Here is a 14,390-nt window from a genome sequence, read left to right as displayed (position 1 = left end):
TGGCAGTCCATGGGTTCGTCGGCTGACCTCCGGCATCGTTGTCGTAGATTCCGGCCCTCAAATTTGCTAAAACGCGCTAAATATCGATCGCCCCCCTTACTTTTGCGGGATAAACCCGTTGCCATCATGAACGTAAACAGAAAAGTACTCACCCTCGACGAATTCACCCTCCAGCAACTGCGCAACTTTCCCAACGCCACCGGCGAATTGAGCAACCTTCTCCGGGATATCGGCCTTGCCGCCAAACGCATCAATGTAGAGGTGAACAAAGCCGGACTGGTGGATATCCTGGGGGACGCCGGCACGGTCAACGTTCAGGGCGAAGACGTGAAAAAGCTCGACGTCTATGCGAACGATCAGTTTATGGGAGTGCTGCGGCATGGCATCAGCTGCGCCGGTATCGGCAGCGAGGAACTGGATGACAGCGTCATCTTCGATGACGAGATCAGCAACAACTCCAAATACGTTTGTCTTTTCGATCCCCTCGACGGCAGCGGCAACATCGACGTCAACGTCTCCATCGGCACCATCTTTGGCGTCTACCGCCGCATCAGCGAGAAAGGCAAACCCTGTACAAAGGCCGACTTCCTCCAACCGGGCCGCAACCAGGTGGCGGCGGGGTATATTGTATATGGATCTTCCACGATGATGGTGTATGCAACGCGCAGGGGAGTCAATGGATTTACGCTTGATCCCTCTATCGGAGAATTTACCCTCAGCCATCCGAATATCAAATGCCCCGAGTCCGGCAAGATATATTCCGTCAACCACGGCAACTTCTTCCAATATGACGAGCGTGTACAGGGGTATATCGACTGCTGCCAGAAAAAGAACAAGGATAACGGTGGACCATATACGCAGCGCTACATCGGCAGTATGGTCTCCGACGTACACCGCAACCTGATCAAAGGCGGCATCTTCATGTATCCCGGGACGGCATCCCGGCCGGGCGGCAAGCTCCGGCTGTTGTATGAATGCAACCCTTTCGCTTTTATCACCGAAGTAGCCGGCGGAAAGGCTACGGACGGTAAACAGCGTATCCTCGACGTTCAGCCCACCACGCTGCACCAGCGCAGTCCCTTCTTTGTCGGCAGCCGCCTGATGATGGAAGAGTTGGAGACTTACCTCAGTGGGGAGGTTCCCAGCCCTTTTTCACCCGCCAGAAAGTGATGTCCCTTCGGTGGCGGAAGCCAAGGTGTTCGTATAAGCGCAGCGCCCTGCTGTTGGCCTTCGACACATGTAGAAAGGGAGTGATACCCGCGGCCCGCTGCCGGCGGCAGAGATGCGCCATCAACTGCTGTGCATAACCGCGACCTGTATATTCGGGCAGTGTGCATACCGCGCTCAATTCGCTAAAGGCGGTGAGGCGCATGCGTTCGCCCGCCATGGCCACCAGCCGGCCTTCCTGGCGGATGCCATAGTACTCGCCAAGCTGCCGGCTGTCGGGATGATAGTAGCCGGGTTGTACACGGGTGATCAGTTGGAACATTTCAGTCTTGTCAGCCTCGCCCAACAGGACGATCTCTTCTTGTGTGGCGGGAGAGATAGTCAGATTCTCCGGTGCGATGAGTTGTGCGCAGGGAAGCTCTACCTCGAGGGTCCAGTGGGTGGGCAATACGGGCAGATCACCGATGAGATAGAAGGATTCGCCTTGCGTGATCAGCGGATCGAGGTCAGATGCTTCGCGGCCCGGAGCGAGGGCCGCAAAGGGCAGGATGTTGCGCCGGTATCGTTTTGCTTCTCCTGTTCCCAATGCGAACGGGGATTGCTCCGTGGTCAGTGCCGACCATGCGGGGTTGTCCAATAGTGATCCCACGTACTTATTGTTTTGTTATCTTGTCGAGCAACGGGCTAAAATTGAGGGTTTTGACTACATCAGGCGGCAGGCCGTATCGTTCGCCAAGCCACGCGGCATCGTTATACGTAAGCCAGACGGTGGCATTGTCGTGTGTCCAGGCCAGCAGCTTCAGCGGCAGATCGAGAGCGGCGAGGGGATACACCTGCATGACGGGTGTGCCGGCCAGCGGGTTACCGAAGATGAGCAGTTCGGTTGGTGACAGATCGAGGCCCACTTTCCGGGCTTCCGCCTGCTGATCGATTCGCGCAAAGACATGCACGTTTTTGGCGGCCAGCAGCTCCTGAAACTTGTCAAGCGACTCTTTGACGCTGTACAGGCTTTGCCTGGTGATGACACCATTGCTTTTCTCCATGGAGGGTTGCGTTTTTGCAAAGATGGCATTATTTCTGCTTTTTCCTGGACATGTTCGCTTTGTCTCCTTTCCGGTTATTGTTCGGGGCTGTAGTTGTCTTTTTTATCACCGCCTTTCGGCCGGCGCCCCATTCCGCTTCGATGTCTGCCGATATCTTACGGCTTGTCAATCAACACCGGCGTTCGATCGGGCTGCGGCCCCTGGAAGCCAACTCCTACATGTCTTCCGTTGCGCTGGAGCACAGCCGCGACATGTTGTCGGGCAGGACGCCTTTTGGTCACGACGGCTTTCGCAACCGCGTCGATCGCATACGCAAAAAACTGGGCCCGGTGTCGCTGGCGGGGGAAAATGTCGCCTCCGGTCCCATGTCGGCCCGTGAAGTGGTTGACGGCTGGTTGCACAGTCCCGGTCACCGCCGCAATATCGAAGGTGATTTCCGATACACCGGCATCGGCCTCGCTTTTGGCCGTGACGGCAATATCTTCTTTACGCAGATTTTTGCCAAATAAGCAAATAATGTAACTTGCCGGACATGGCAAGCAAAACGATCATTTCTGTTAATAATCTCACAAAAAAATATGGTGACTTCGAAGCTGTCAAAGGCATCAGCTTCGAAGTAAAGGAAGGCGAGATCTTTGGGTTGCTTGGGCCCAACGGCGCCGGGAAGTCCACCACGCTGGAGATCATCGAGACCCTGCGCGACAAGACTAGTGGAAAGGTCATCGTCGACGGTTTCGATCTGGACAAGGACCCTGGCGAGATAAAGAAGATCATCGGCGTACAACTGCAGACCTCCGGCTATTATCCCGGCCTCAACCTCAGTGAATTGATCGAGCTGTTTGGCGGGTTGTACAACCAGGAAGTTCATCCGCTCGAACTGCTCGATCTCGTGAACCTGCGCGACAAGGCCAAGGCAAAATTCAAGGAGCTGAGCGGCGGTCAGAAACAGCGGTTTTCCATCGCTACCACACTCATCAACCGGCCCCGCATCATCTTCCTCGACGAACCGACGACAGGCCTAGATCCGCAGGCCCGCCGCAATCTCTGGGAGCTGGTAAAGGAGATTCGCGCCAAGGGGACGACGGTGATCATCACGACGCACTATATGGATGAGGCCGAGATTCTCTGCGACCGCGTCGCCATCATCGACTCGGGGAAGATCATTGCGCTCGAGACTCCCGACAGGCTCATCGACAATCTCGTCGCGGGTGGTTTTGAACGACCAAAGGAGGTGAAGAAGGCCAACCTGGAGGATGTTTTTATCCATCTCACCGGTCATACGCTGCGGCCGGAGAACTGAAATCAATTTTTAGCATATGAGCACCACTACAGCTGACTTGCGTTATCCGATAGGGCATTATCAACCCAAGCCCTACTCCGAGCACCAGAAACAGGAATGGCTCAACGACATCAAATTCCTGCCCCAGGCGCTGGAAAATGCCATTCACAACCTCGACGAAGCCCAGTTGCAGACGCCTTACCGCGATGGGGGCTGGACGGTGCAACAGTTGGTGCATCACGTGGCCGACAGCCATATGAATGCCTTTTGCCGGTTCAGGCTTGGACTGACGGAGGAGAAACCCGCCATCCGCCCCTACAATGAAAAGGCCTGGGTGATGCTTAATGATGTACAGATTATCCCGATCAATGTTTCCATCACGCTGCTCTATGCGCTGCACACCCGCTGGTATGCAACGATCAGCGATCTGACGATAAAGGAGTGGGAAAGGGAAGTCTACCACCCCGAGGCCGATAAGGTGATGACGCTTTGGTACCTGCTTGGCAGCTATGCCTGGCATTCCCGGCATCATGTTGCTCATATCACTGCCCTGCGCGAACGGAATAATTGGTAAACAGGCCCTATGAAAGATCTCAGTTGGAAGACGCTATCCTCGGAATATCTCTTTAAAGAATCCTGGTTCACTTTACGCAGCGATACCTGCGAGACGCAGGAAGGGAAGATTATTTCCCCTTATTATGTCTACGAATTCCCTACCTGGGTCATCGCCGTTGCGCTGACGGCCGATGGGCGCTTCATCCTGGAGCGGCAATACCGGCATGCCCTCGATGTCACCGACTTCGAGCTGCCGGGGGGCTGTGTGGACGACACCGACGCCACGCTGGAAGCCGCCCTCCGACGGGAGTTGCTCGAAGAGACGGGCTACGGCTTTGACGCTGTCGAATACCTGGGCAAGACCTCGGCCAACCCATCGACCAACAACAACTGGGCGCATTTCTTTCTCGCCACCGGCGGGCAGAAGGTGCAGGAGCAGCACCTGGATTTCAACGAAGAAATAGAAGTATATCTTTATACATTGGATGAGCTGAAGCAGCTGCTCAGCAATAACGGTCTCGTACAGAGTATGCATGTTACGGCGCTGTTTTATGCGCTGATGCGATTGGGGCATTTGCAATGGTGAACGAATATTTTCGTGCATTGATTGTTCGGAAATGGACACTGGGGTCACGGGTATGGATATTTAGGTATTGATTATCAATGGACTGGCATTCCGGCATTCTCTTGGCAGTCAAAACCAAAACCAATGCTATGCTCCGGCACTATATCCGCATCGCTCTCCGCAACCTGGCCAAACAAAAGATCCTGACGTTCGTCAATGTCGCCGGTCTTTCGCTCGGTATGGCCTGTTTCAGTCTTATCCTTCTTTTCGCTGTCAGCGAATTCAGCTTTGATAAATTCAACAAACGCGCCGGGCAGATCTATCGCGTGGAGGAAAGATATACCCGGGATGACGGGCGGGAGGCGGGTATTGGCGAGCTCGGTGTGGCGCTGGCCCCCGCGATGAAAAAAGCCTTCCCCGACGTGGAGGAGGCCGTCCGGCTTTCGAACGGTCGCAAAATGTACATGGGAGGGTATAACGACGTCGTTCAGCTGAATATGGTCTATGCGGACCCAGGTTTTTTATCGATGTTCTCCTTCCCCTTGTTGTATGGGAATAAGAAAGCGTTGCAGGACCCCTATGCCGTCGTCATCACCCGTAGCAGGGCCCGGCAATTATTCGGGACGGAGGATGCAGTGGGCAAGACCCTCCCAATAAAGACGGACAGCGAATTCCATCTGTTTTCCGTCACAGCCGTCGCCGAAGACATGCCGCTGAATACCAGCATCTCCTTTGATGTGCTGGGCAACTATCAATATTTGGAGATAACCGATACCGATCGCGTCACGTCATCCGCCCACTGGACCAGGACCTACGGCGATCAGACCTTTGTCCTGTTGCGGCCCGGCAGCCGCCTGCCGCAGCAGCGTGAAAGCCTGTTGAAATTCCGCTTGCCGCATTTCCCCGAAGAAGTGGACGCCTGGCGCAAGACGAAAAGGATGCCCGCCCGCTATGTGTTGCAACCGTTGCTGAGTCTTCACACCGACACCAGCGTCGACGGGGGATCCGATACGGTCGATCCAAAGAATATCTGGATCTTGCTCGGCATCGCCGCGGGTATCGTGCTCATCGCCTCCATCAATTTTACTACGCTGGCTATCGCCCGCAGCGCCGGTCGCGCCCGGGAAGTGGGAGTGCGCAAGGTCGTGGGCGGACTGCGGCGGCAATTGATCGCCCAATTCCTGACGGAGTCGGTGTTGCTGAGTGTCCTTTCCTCCTTCCTGGGCTGGCTGCTGGCGTCCGCCCTGCTGCCCTGGTTTAGCCAGTTGGCCGGGCGGCCCCTGGAGTTTACGACCAGCCTGTTCCCGCAGCTCAGCTGGATGCTCGCGGGGCTGACCCTGCTGGTGGGCGTGTTGGCGGGTTCCTACCCAGCGCTGGTGTTGTCGGGGTTCAACACGGTGGAAGTGTTGAAGGCAAAGATCAGGCTTGGCGGCTCCAACCTTTTTACCCGTAGCCTGGTGACGGTTCAGTTTGTGTTGTCCATCGGGCTGATCATCGCCACCGTCGTCATGCTCCGGCAGGTGAACTATCTGCGAACAAAAGATCTGGGGCTTATTAAAGAGAATACTATCGTCGTGCACACGAGGAATATCGACGCCACTGCTGCCTATCCCTTGTTCCGTCAGACGCTGGCTTCCCGGAATGAAGTGCTGGGCGTCGCCGCTTCGGCCATCGGGCTTGGCGAAGGCCAGGGTCAGATGGGAGGCATGTATGACTTCAGCGGGAAATTAGCCGGGGTGATCGAATATCCCGTCGATGAAAACTTTCTGCCGGTGATGGGGTTGCAATTGATCGCAGGGAGGAATTTCGATCGCAGCATTACGTCAGATACGGTGAGCAATATCATCGTCAATGAGACCTTGGTGCATGCCGATCTGGGACTGGAGCCGCAACAGGCCATCGGGCAGCAGATAAAGACGGGGGTACCACCGGGATCGCATGCTCCCTTGCAATACAAGACTATCATCGGTGTCGTCCGGGATTTCAATTTCGAGCCGCTCAACAAAAAAGTACGGGCACAGCTCTTCGAGATGCCTGTCCGATTCAAGCCGGCGTGTTTCTTTGTCCATCTGCGGGCCGGTGATCCGACGCCGGTGCTGGACAAGATGGCGGCCACCTGGAAGACCATCAGCCCGGATATCCCGTTTAGTTATAGTTTCCTCGATGAGGACCTTGACCGCTTCTACAAGTCGGAAACGCGTTGGGGGAATATCATCGCCTGTGCGGGCGGCATCTCCATCTTTCTTGCGTGTATGGGCCTCTTTGGGCTGGCTTCCCTTTCCGCCGCCAACCGGGTGAAGGAGATCGGCATCCGCAAGATACTTGGCGCTACGGCGGCGGATATCGTCGGGCTGCTCACCGGCGGATTTCTGCGGTTGGTGGTCTTGGCTGCCGTCATCGCTTCGCCGATCGCCTGGATGATCATGAACAGATGGCTGCGGGATTTTGCCTACCGCATCGATGTGGGATGGTGGGTCTTTGGCGTGACGGCGCTGATGGCGATGGGCATAGCGTTTTTGACCATCGGGCTGCAGGCTTTCCGGACGGCACGGGCCAATCCCGTAAAGAGTCTGAGAGTTGAATAGGGCGGCGCCGCCGCAAGTTATACTTCGGCGACTATGAATACGCTGCCGCATACCACTACGAGATCGCGGGGGCGGGCATGTGATTTGGCGGCCGAGAGCGCCGCGGTCACCGTTGGGTAGGCGTGGCCTTGCAGCCCTATAGCGCCGGCCTGTGCGGCAAGCTCTTCTTCGGGCAGCGCGCGGGGTATCTGGGCGCGGGTGAAATAATAGCGGGCCTGACGGGGAAGGAGGGGGAGTACGGTGTCGAGGGCCTTATCTTTTACCATTCCCAATACTATATGTAATTCTTCATGATCGGTGAGTTCTATCTGTCGCACTAACTGGCGGATGCCATCGGCATTATGTGCGACGTCGAGGATGATATCCGGGTGTTCGTGAACGATCTCCCAGCGGCCATGCAGTCCCGTTAGCTTCTTCACCTGGCGAAGGGCGCGGGTGACGGTCTTTTGTTCGAGCTTCCAGCCTTTTTCTGCGAGTACATGTACGGCTTCCAGCACGGTGACGAGGTTCTTCAGCTGATAGATGCCGGCAAGATCGAGGGTATAGTAGTCCTTGTCGTCGGCGATGGGGGAGGTAGCTACTTCCGCCACCAGGGTGTGGCGCTGGTATTTCCAGTCGCCGATATAGCGGTGCTGGTCGGCAAAGCGGATCGGTGCTTCTTCCTCATGCGCGCGTTGGCTAAAGATGGGCGCTGTCTCGGGCTGATTCTCCCCTACGACCACCGGTACGCCTTTCTTTATGATGCCCGCTTTTTCGAAGGCGATGGCCGCCAGGGTATCGCCCAGCAGGTTCATATGATCGTAACCGATGTTGGTGATGATCGACAGTTCGGGAGTAATGATATTGGTGCTGTCGAGGCGGCCGCCAAGCCCGACCTCTACGATGGCGATGTCCACCTTCTCCTGTGCAAAGTAGTCGAAGGCCATTACAACGGTGATCTCGAAAAAGGACGGGTCCATCTGTTCGGACAGCGGCTTAATACGGCTGACGAAGTCGACCACAAAGTCCTCGCTGATCATTTCCCCGTTGATGCGTATGCGTTCGCGAAAATCCTTCAGATGGGGGGAGGTGTAGAGGCCCGTCTTGTAACCCGCTTCCTGGAAGATGGCCGCCAGCATATGGCTTGTTGAGCCTTTGCCGTTGGTACCGGCGATGTGTATGCTGCGGAAACGGCGTTCGGGGTTGCCGATAAAATCGGTGAGCTGCCAGGTGTTGGTGAGATCCTTCCGGTAGGCTGCGGCTCCGATGCGGCTATACATGGGGAGCTTCGCGAAGAGGTATTCGACTGTCTGTGCGTAATCCATAGGGGAGCAAAGATAGAGAAATTGCGCTGCTACGCGAGTGCTTCTGATGGAGCGAGGGCTCTAACCGTGCACCTTGAAGTTGAAGACGATGGTGCCTGTCGATTCGTCGCTGCCGGGGCTGAATTTTACCATCCGGGCCTTGCGTTCGGCGATCTCCTTATAATTGGTGGCGCTTGTCGTGGAGCCACGTGGGGTGTACTGCGCGTCGGTGACGTTGCCGTTAGCGTCGACGGTGATATCAACAGCAACCTTGGCGTTTTCGTTGAAGTCATCGGTGAAGGAAGGAGTGCGGACGATGTGACGGCCACCCAGTCCGCGGGAGATAGCGACTCCGCCGCTGCCATGACCTCCGCCGGTGTAGTTGTTGGAGTTGGGGTTGCCGCCGGGTGAGCCCTGGTCGCCGCGGCCACCGGCGATACCCTGATTGCCGCCGGGTTTGAAGTCGTCGGCGGCATTACCACCCGTTCCGGTACCGTTGACTCCATGGAATACCGCTTTGGGCCGGGGTGCCGGTTTTTCAGGGAGGGTCTCGGGTACTTTCACCGGTTTCACCTTTGCCTTTGTAATTTCTTTATCGGGTATTTTGGTCGCGTTGGGTTTTGTCACGATTGCCTTCTTCACCACCGGCGCGTCCTCTTTGTTGTTGTCGTCCGTCTCCACATCCTTTACGGGTTCTTTCTCCACAACGGCTTGTTTTGGCGGAGTATATTTTTCCTTATCCTCGGCAGAGGGCTGGCCCGGCAGATAGGGTTGATCGGTTCCAAGACCCTTGTCGCTGTTGCCTAAGTTGACCTCGATGCCTTCTTCCACCGGAGGTGCCGGCTCAGACGGCAGTGTCCAGCCCACGTAGATGAGGGCGAGCAGAAGGAGCACACAGACGATGGCGGTGTAGCCACCGGCCTTGAAGTTTTTTTCGGATTCGAAGCTATCGGGCCTTTCGGTCATAGTTGCCTTTTCTACTGCAATTTACCAATATTCTCATGGATAACGTAGCGGAGTGGGGTGGGATTGCCCCAACCTGCCTTGCTAAAATGTTAAAAATGTGGAAGATGGCTGCTTCGGTGACCGTTGTGGCGCCGGTGACGGCGATACTTCATGGGGTAATGGATGTCATAAGCCATTTCGTAGCCTGCGTTGGCGACGAAGTCTTTGCGCTTTTGCTGATTGCGCCTGCCGAGCAGATAGATGGTGACGCCTGCGGCCAGGGCGGTAGTAAGGGCTGTCAGGGCGATGACTTGTGCTTTCTTCATACCAATTTTTCTTTTCCCTACAGAAATGCAAGCCAAGTGCCAAAGTTATTAGAGTTATTAGCCGATGCGATGGTAGATCCAGGCCGGCATCCATTTGCCCAATTTGGCGACGAGCCACCAGCGGCGGGTGATATAGACCCGCCATTTCTTTTTTTCGATGGCCCGGACGATCTGGCGGGCGGCTTTTTCGGCGGGGGCAACCCAGAACCTGCCGGGACCCTTCGCCATCTTGGTATCTACAAATCCCGGTTGTACATCGGTGAGATGGAGGGGGATCTGCAAGTGTCTTGCCTTTATATGCAATCCTTCGAAGTAGGTGCTCTGGAAAGCCTTTGATGCACTGTAGGCGGGGGAGTGGCGGTTGCCGCGGACGGAGGCGATGGAGGAGAGCGTGACGAGATGGCCATGGCCTTGTGCCGTGAACACGCCCCACCCGAAATGGATCGTCTCCAGAAAACCATTGACGTTGACATCCACCGTCGCCTTGTCGATCTCCCAGTCGAGGCTCTCGGTGAGTTCGCCCCAGCCCGCGCTGTAGACCAGGATGTCGAGTCCGCCCATTTTGCGCACCATCGATTCGAGGTGGGACGTGGAGCCGGGCGTCGTGGCGTCAAAGCATTCAGTGATGACATAATTGGGATACTCCAGCTGCAGGGAATAGAGCAGCTCCTGCCGCCTTCCTGTTGCGCCGACAAGATGGCCTGCGCCAGCATAGATCCGGGCCATTTCCCGGCCGATGCCCGATGTTGCGCCGACTATGATGATCTTTAGCATAGGGCTAATGTAATAAAAAACCTGTGTGAGCGCTAAGCCCTAGTGGGCAAAATCTGCCTCATAGCGGCCGCGGATGCGCTCCATCGGCGGGTTGAAATAGCCAAACTTCAACTGCGGGAATTCGTCAGCGATGAGCTCCATCAGCTGTTTTATTCCCATAAACTCTCCTGTCTCGCCCATGCCGATCTTCCCCAGATACCAATCGGGATCGATGTTGAAGTTTCGCCATTGGATCATCGTCAGGCCGGTGTCGCGGATGAGCCGCCGCAGCGCCTCGTATTCTTCTTCACTGTCCGTCATCCCGGGGAAGACGAAGTAGTTGATCGAGGCCCAGCCGCCAAAGCTGCGGACGACCTTCAGGCTTTCGACGATGTCTTCGAACCGGTAGTTGTTGGGCCGGTAGTAGGCTTCATAGATGGGTGCGCGGGCGGAGTTCATGCTTACGCGTATCGAGTCCAATCCAGCTTCGCACAATGTGCGCACTGCCGCGGGTTTGCTGCCGTTGGTGTTGATGTTAATGCTGCCGCGGGGGGTATGTTTGCGGATTGCGATGATCGAGTCGCGGATGGTCTCCCACATCAGCAGGGGTTCGCCTTCACAGCCCTGGCCAAAGCTCACGATGGGGAAGGGCGCACTTTGGAGATGGGGAACGGTGAATTCGACGATCTCTTCGGCCAGCGGTTTGAAGGTAAGCCGGTCTTGCGTCGAGGGGATCGTCTCCTCCTGTGGCTGGAAAGAAATACAGCCGATGCAATTCGCATTACACGCGGGCGATGTAGGTATGGGGCATTCCCAGCGGCCCATGAAGAAATTGCGCGCCGCGGGGCAGTGGTAGGTGAGGCAACAGGTTGTAGCCAGGTGTTTTACCAGGCGGTTGTGCGGGTAGGCCTTTAGCAGGCGATCGACGCCGTTGTTGATGATATCCCAGTCATAGCCCGCGCAGTCCTGGCGGATGTCCTGTTCGATGCGGACGGCCGGGACGAAGAACTTTCCGCCCTGCCAGCCTGCGGCGGTATAGCAGAACAGCGGAAGGGTCGGTGCGTCGGGGGCCGTCTCATAGGCCGCGAGGTAGAGACCGGTATGGGCAGGGGGGATGAAGGCGGCTACGGCCCAGCCTTTGTCGCAAAGCCGCATCTCGCCGGTGAGGACGTCGATGCCGATTCCTCTACGGCCGGGCAGTTCGTATAAGGAGCCGCCATCGGGCAGGGGGATCCATTCTTCCGCGGGCACGGGGAGGGCGTCCCAGCCGCTGCGGCCGGTGACATAGAGAGAGGTATCTTCGAAGATGTTCCCCTTTCCGTCGGAATAGAGGATATACGGTGATTCCGAAAGCATCCGCGAAATTACGGAATGTCGGGGACTTGCGAGGCAGTGCGGCGATCCACGGGGCCGGGCTGGGGGCGGCGGGCGAGATTGCGGCGGTGTGGGGCGGCGGCGGGCGATCGGGCTATGGCTGCCCCAGGTAGAAGCGGCAGAAGGCCTTGATATGCTCCAACTGGTCGAAGTTGAGGTTGACGCGCAGGTCGAAGCGGAGTTCGCCGGTGTCCTCGGAGGTGGAGATATCGATGCTGTCGTAGGCGGCGTTGACATTATTGATATGGGTCCAGTAGAGGAAGCGGCTTTCGGGGACGTCGGGGATGGTGATGCCGGTATGATGAAAGGAAAGTGTTTCCGTCCGCCGGAGGGCGCGCTCGCAGTAGAAGAGGTATCCATAACCGATGGAGAGCAGGTAGTGGACGATGCCGGTGAGCTCGTTGCCGGCGATGACCATGAGTGTCCCGATGCCAAAGAAGAAGACGATCTCTACCAGCCGGAAGAAGAGGTTGACGCGGGGAGCCTGTTGGAGCAGGTCGCGGCCAGCTATCACCAGCAGGAAGATGTCGAGGGAGATGAGCAGCAGGCACCAGAAATAGAGGGTATGGGTGCTTTCGCTGCGGAAATGGCTGATAGCGTGGGCCAGGATAAGGACACCGGCGAGGCTGTGGAGCCAGACACCGTTTCTTTTAAGCCGTTCGAAAGTAGGGGAAACGACGGGCAGAGAGATGGAATCCATAAGAGCAGTTTTCTAAGGGATGCAGGGACGACCATTTTCCATAAACCGCTTGTGGAAAATTTGCAGGCGGGGTCAGGGTGCCGGGCTGGGTGTGAAGGGTCAGGGGCAGGAGCGGGGTCAGGGTCAGGATTGGGCGGCTGCAAGACGGGTGCGGCAATAGGTGTTGAATTCTTCCTCGTCTGCATCATCTTCGTCGTCATCGTCTGCAACTTCCTTCTGTATCAGGCGGTTATTTTTAAAATCGAGGGTCAGCAGGCCGTCCTTGAGGATAACGTTATTAAAGACCGACCAGTCGAATTGTTGTTTGATGAGAGTGTTGATCACTACCCGATCGTGGTCGAAGCCGATCTCGAGCGGGCGTTTTGTCTGATATTCGAGGAAGGTGAGGATGAAGAAGAGGGCGCCGACCCATGGGGCGGGGGTGAGCAGCATCCAGCCCGCGGCCGCCAGCAATAACAGGTAGCGATAACGGACCTTGTTGGTGGGCATACGTTGCCGGGCTATGCCAGTAACGACAAGACCCAGTACCATGGCGGCTGCCACGACGATGTTCAGCCAGGCATCGCTTGGACCACCGAAAGCCCAGCCGTTGCCATTGCCACCGTGTACAGCGTTGATCCGAAAGAGCCGGATGCCGATGAAGGCGAAGCATAATGCCGAGAAGAAACAGAGCAGGCCGCTGAGAATATCCGTCGCCCGTTCGCCGTGCTTTTTGAGGATGACTACGTACTGATAGCGCATAATAAGAAAAAGAAGAGGCAGTAGTTATGAATTGCTCGCCACCAGCAAATTACTCAATTTCCACAAGATGCGGGCGCCGACATTGGCGTCCCATTCGGTGTCACCCACGCCGATCTCCACCAGATCGAAGCCGATGAACTGACGGCCGCTCTGGATGATCTTGCGGATAAGATAGAACACTTGTTCGGCCTCGAAACCGCCTTGTACGGGTGTACCGGTGTGGGGGCAGAGCTTGGGGTCGAGGCCGTCGATGTCCAGGCTGAGGTAGACCTTCTCCGGCAGATGGCTCACGATCTCTTCCGCGATATGTTTCCAGGTCTGACCTTCATAGCCGCGTTCTTTGATGTCCCGATCGAAATAAGTGATGACCTTATAGTCGCTGTTTTGAATAAATTCCCATTCGTCGAGGGAGTAGTCGCGGACTCCTGCCTGCACCAGCCTTTTTAGTTGAGGTATTTCCTGTAAGGCATTGTACATCACGCTGGCGTGGGAGTATACAAAATCTTCGTAGGACTTGCGCAGATCGCAGTGGGCGTCGATCTGGAGGATGCCGAAGTCGCCGTGTTTTTCGGCGATGGCTTTGAAATAGCCCAGGGGAGTACTATGGTCGCCGCCGAGGAGTCCGACGAGTTTGCCTTGATCGAGCAGTTGTTTTGTTTGTTCGTAGACCCATTTGTTGAGATGGGCGCTGCCTTCATTTATTTCCTTTAGCGACTTGCACATGAAGCTGTTCTTTTCGATGGCTTCGTCCTTCGAGGTATAGTTGATATAGAGTTCGGCTTCTTTGCGGAGATAGTCACTCTTCATGAGGACCTTCTTGTCGGGTTGTCGCATATAGACGCCCTGCCGCCAGGCGTCGCCGGTCTCGGCGTCGAAGAGGTCGACCTGCATGCTGGCGCGGAAGACGTGTTCGCAGGCCCTGGAGGTGCCCGCGCCATAGCTCACCGTGACTTCCCAGGGGACGGGGAGGATAACGAGGCGGGCATCTTCTTCCGGGAAGGGTAAGCCAAAGATATTATTCCTGGGGTTGCTTGGACCGTTGGAATCGAATTGCGATAGATCAGTCATGGCAGG

Annotated in this window: 16 protein-coding genes; 6 read left to right on the top strand and 10 right to left on the bottom strand. The window is 56.3% G+C overall.

The features are described 5' to 3' along the window. Positions 1 to 126 precede the first annotated feature (126 nt). Positions 127 to 1,170: a class 1 fructose-bisphosphatase gene (gene fbp / locus IEY39_RS10305; protein WP_188931136.1), complete on the top strand. Its 1,044-nt coding sequence runs from the start codon at positions 127 to 129 to the stop codon at positions 1,168 to 1,170. Here the strand turns inward: fbp and IEY39_RS10300 are convergent. Next, the gene (locus tag IEY39_RS10300; protein WP_188931134.1) at positions 1,127 to 1,816 is read right to left on the bottom strand and encodes a GNAT family N-acetyltransferase; all 690 of its coding nucleotides are present in this window, start codon (positions 1,814 to 1,816) and stop codon (positions 1,127 to 1,129) included. The genes fbp and IEY39_RS10300 overlap by 44 nt on opposite strands. Positions 1,817 to 1,820: 4 nt before the next feature. Further along, positions 1,821 to 2,210 carry a DUF302 domain-containing protein gene (locus IEY39_RS10295; RefSeq protein ID WP_188931132.1) on the bottom strand — a complete coding sequence of 130 codons (390 nt, stop codon included), beginning with the start codon at positions 2,208 to 2,210 and terminating at the stop codon, positions 1,821 to 1,823. A 50-nt stretch (positions 2,211 to 2,260) separates the two neighbouring features. Here IEY39_RS10295 and IEY39_RS10290 point away from each other — a divergent pair, with 50 nt between their 5' ends. The 5 genes from IEY39_RS10290 to IEY39_RS10270 all read left to right on the top strand — a co-directional run bounded on the left by IEY39_RS10290 (position 2,261) and on the right by IEY39_RS10270 (position 7,194). Continuing rightward, on the top strand, positions 2,261 to 2,719 hold the full coding sequence (locus tag IEY39_RS10290) for a CAP domain-containing protein (protein WP_188931130.1): 459 nt from the start codon (positions 2,261 to 2,263) through the stop codon (positions 2,717 to 2,719). Positions 2,720 to 2,742: 23 nt separating this feature from the next. After that, positions 2,743 to 3,510 (top strand): ABC transporter ATP-binding protein, encoded by a 768-nt coding sequence (locus tag IEY39_RS10285; protein ID WP_188931128.1) that lies wholly within the window; start codon positions 2,743 to 2,745, stop codon positions 3,508 to 3,510. Positions 3,511 to 3,526: 16 nt separating this feature from the next. After that, a complete protein-coding gene (locus IEY39_RS10280) occupies positions 3,527 to 4,063 on the top strand; it encodes a YfiT family bacillithiol transferase (protein WP_188931126.1) in 537 nt (178 codons plus the stop codon). 9 nt (positions 4,064 to 4,072) lie between these two features. Further along, the gene (locus IEY39_RS10275) at positions 4,073 to 4,630 is read left to right on the top strand and encodes an NUDIX hydrolase (RefSeq protein WP_188931124.1); all 558 of its coding nucleotides are present in this window, start codon (positions 4,073 to 4,075) and stop codon (positions 4,628 to 4,630) included. Between the two features lie 128 nt (positions 4,631 to 4,758). Next, complete coding sequence (locus IEY39_RS10270) at positions 4,759 to 7,194, top strand: ABC transporter permease (RefSeq protein ID WP_188931122.1); 2,436 nt, start codon at positions 4,759 to 4,761, stop codon at positions 7,192 to 7,194. A 17-nt stretch (positions 7,195 to 7,211) separates the two neighbouring features. Here the strand turns inward: IEY39_RS10270 and IEY39_RS10265 are convergent, their stop codons facing one another. From IEY39_RS10265 to IEY39_RS10230, 8 genes are all read right to left on the bottom strand, one after another. Next, complete coding sequence (locus IEY39_RS10265) at positions 7,212 to 8,498, bottom strand: bifunctional folylpolyglutamate synthase/dihydrofolate synthase (protein ID WP_188931120.1); 1,287 nt, start codon at positions 8,496 to 8,498, stop codon at positions 7,212 to 7,214. Between the two features lie 60 nt (positions 8,499 to 8,558). Then, positions 8,559 to 9,443 carry a hypothetical protein gene (locus IEY39_RS10260; protein ID WP_188931118.1) on the bottom strand — a complete coding sequence of 295 codons (885 nt, stop codon included), beginning with the start codon at positions 9,441 to 9,443 and terminating at the stop codon, positions 8,559 to 8,561. An 89-nt stretch (positions 9,444 to 9,532) separates the two neighbouring features. Beyond that, on the bottom strand, positions 9,533 to 9,748 hold the full coding sequence (locus tag IEY39_RS10255) for a hypothetical protein (protein WP_188931116.1): 216 nt from the start codon (positions 9,746 to 9,748) through the stop codon (positions 9,533 to 9,535). A 57-nt stretch (positions 9,749 to 9,805) separates the two neighbouring features. After that, the gene (locus tag IEY39_RS10250) at positions 9,806 to 10,522 is read right to left on the bottom strand and encodes an SDR family NAD(P)-dependent oxidoreductase (protein WP_188931115.1); all 717 of its coding nucleotides are present in this window, start codon (positions 10,520 to 10,522) and stop codon (positions 9,806 to 9,808) included. Between the two features lie 39 nt (positions 10,523 to 10,561). Continuing rightward, positions 10,562 to 11,857: a radical SAM family protein gene (locus IEY39_RS10245; RefSeq protein ID WP_188931113.1), complete on the bottom strand. Its 1,296-nt coding sequence runs from the start codon at positions 11,855 to 11,857 to the stop codon at positions 10,562 to 10,564. Positions 11,858 to 11,969: 112 nt separating this feature from the next. Continuing rightward, a complete protein-coding gene (locus IEY39_RS10240; RefSeq protein WP_188931111.1) occupies positions 11,970 to 12,575 on the bottom strand; it encodes a hypothetical protein in 606 nt (201 codons plus the stop codon). A gap of 123 nt (positions 12,576 to 12,698) precedes the next feature. Continuing rightward, the gene (locus IEY39_RS10235; RefSeq protein ID WP_188931109.1) at positions 12,699 to 13,316 is read right to left on the bottom strand and encodes a hypothetical protein; all 618 of its coding nucleotides are present in this window, start codon (positions 13,314 to 13,316) and stop codon (positions 12,699 to 12,701) included. A gap of 24 nt (positions 13,317 to 13,340) precedes the next feature. After that, on the bottom strand, positions 13,341 to 14,384 hold the full coding sequence (locus IEY39_RS10230; protein WP_188931107.1) for an agmatinase family protein: 1,044 nt from the start codon (positions 14,382 to 14,384) through the stop codon (positions 13,341 to 13,343). Between the last annotated feature and the right edge of the window lie 6 nt (positions 14,385 to 14,390).

It is taken from the genome of Puia dinghuensis (genome assembly GCF_014642875.1).
In the GTDB taxonomy this organism is placed as follows: Bacteria; Bacteroidota; Bacteroidia; order Chitinophagales; family Chitinophagaceae; genus Puia; species Puia dinghuensis.
This window is presented reverse-complemented; position numbering and strand designations above follow the sequence as displayed.

Coding starts and splice junctions, on each gene's coding strand:
- IEY39_RS10235 (WP_188931109.1), bottom strand. CDS start 13,316: ATGCGCTATCAGTACGTAGTCATCCTCAAAAAGCACGGCGAACGGGCG.
- fbp (WP_188931136.1), top strand. CDS start 127: ATGAACGTAAACAGAAAAGTACTCACCCTCGACGAATTCACCCTCCAG.
- IEY39_RS10280 (WP_188931126.1), top strand. CDS start 3,527: ATGAGCACCACTACAGCTGACTTGCGTTATCCGATAGGGCATTATCAA.
- IEY39_RS10285 (WP_188931128.1), top strand. CDS start 2,743: ATGGCAAGCAAAACGATCATTTCTGTTAATAATCTCACAAAAAAATAT.
- IEY39_RS10240 (WP_188931111.1), bottom strand. CDS start 12,575: ATGGATTCCATCTCTCTGCCCGTCGTTTCCCCTACTTTCGAACGGCTT.
- IEY39_RS10265 (WP_188931120.1), bottom strand. CDS start 8,498: ATGGATTACGCACAGACAGTCGAATACCTCTTCGCGAAGCTCCCCATG.
- IEY39_RS10270 (WP_188931122.1), top strand. CDS start 4,759: ATGCTCCGGCACTATATCCGCATCGCTCTCCGCAACCTGGCCAAACAA.
- IEY39_RS10295 (WP_188931132.1), bottom strand. CDS start 2,210: ATGGAGAAAAGCAATGGTGTCATCACCAGGCAAAGCCTGTACAGCGTC.
- IEY39_RS10245 (WP_188931113.1), bottom strand. CDS start 11,857: ATGCTTTCGGAATCACCGTATATCCTCTATTCCGACGGAAAGGGGAAC.
- IEY39_RS10255 (WP_188931116.1), bottom strand. CDS start 9,748: ATGAAGAAAGCACAAGTCATCGCCCTGACAGCCCTTACTACCGCCCTG.
- IEY39_RS10275 (WP_188931124.1), top strand. CDS start 4,073: ATGAAAGATCTCAGTTGGAAGACGCTATCCTCGGAATATCTCTTTAAA.
- IEY39_RS10260 (WP_188931118.1), bottom strand. CDS start 9,443: ATGACCGAAAGGCCCGATAGCTTCGAATCCGAAAAAAACTTCAAGGCC.
- IEY39_RS10250 (WP_188931115.1), bottom strand. CDS start 10,522: ATGCTAAAGATCATCATAGTCGGCGCAACATCGGGCATCGGCCGGGAA.
- IEY39_RS10290 (WP_188931130.1), top strand. CDS start 2,261: ATGTTCGCTTTGTCTCCTTTCCGGTTATTGTTCGGGGCTGTAGTTGTC.
- IEY39_RS10230 (WP_188931107.1), bottom strand. CDS start 14,384: ATGACTGATCTATCGCAATTCGATTCCAACGGTCCAAGCAACCCCAGG.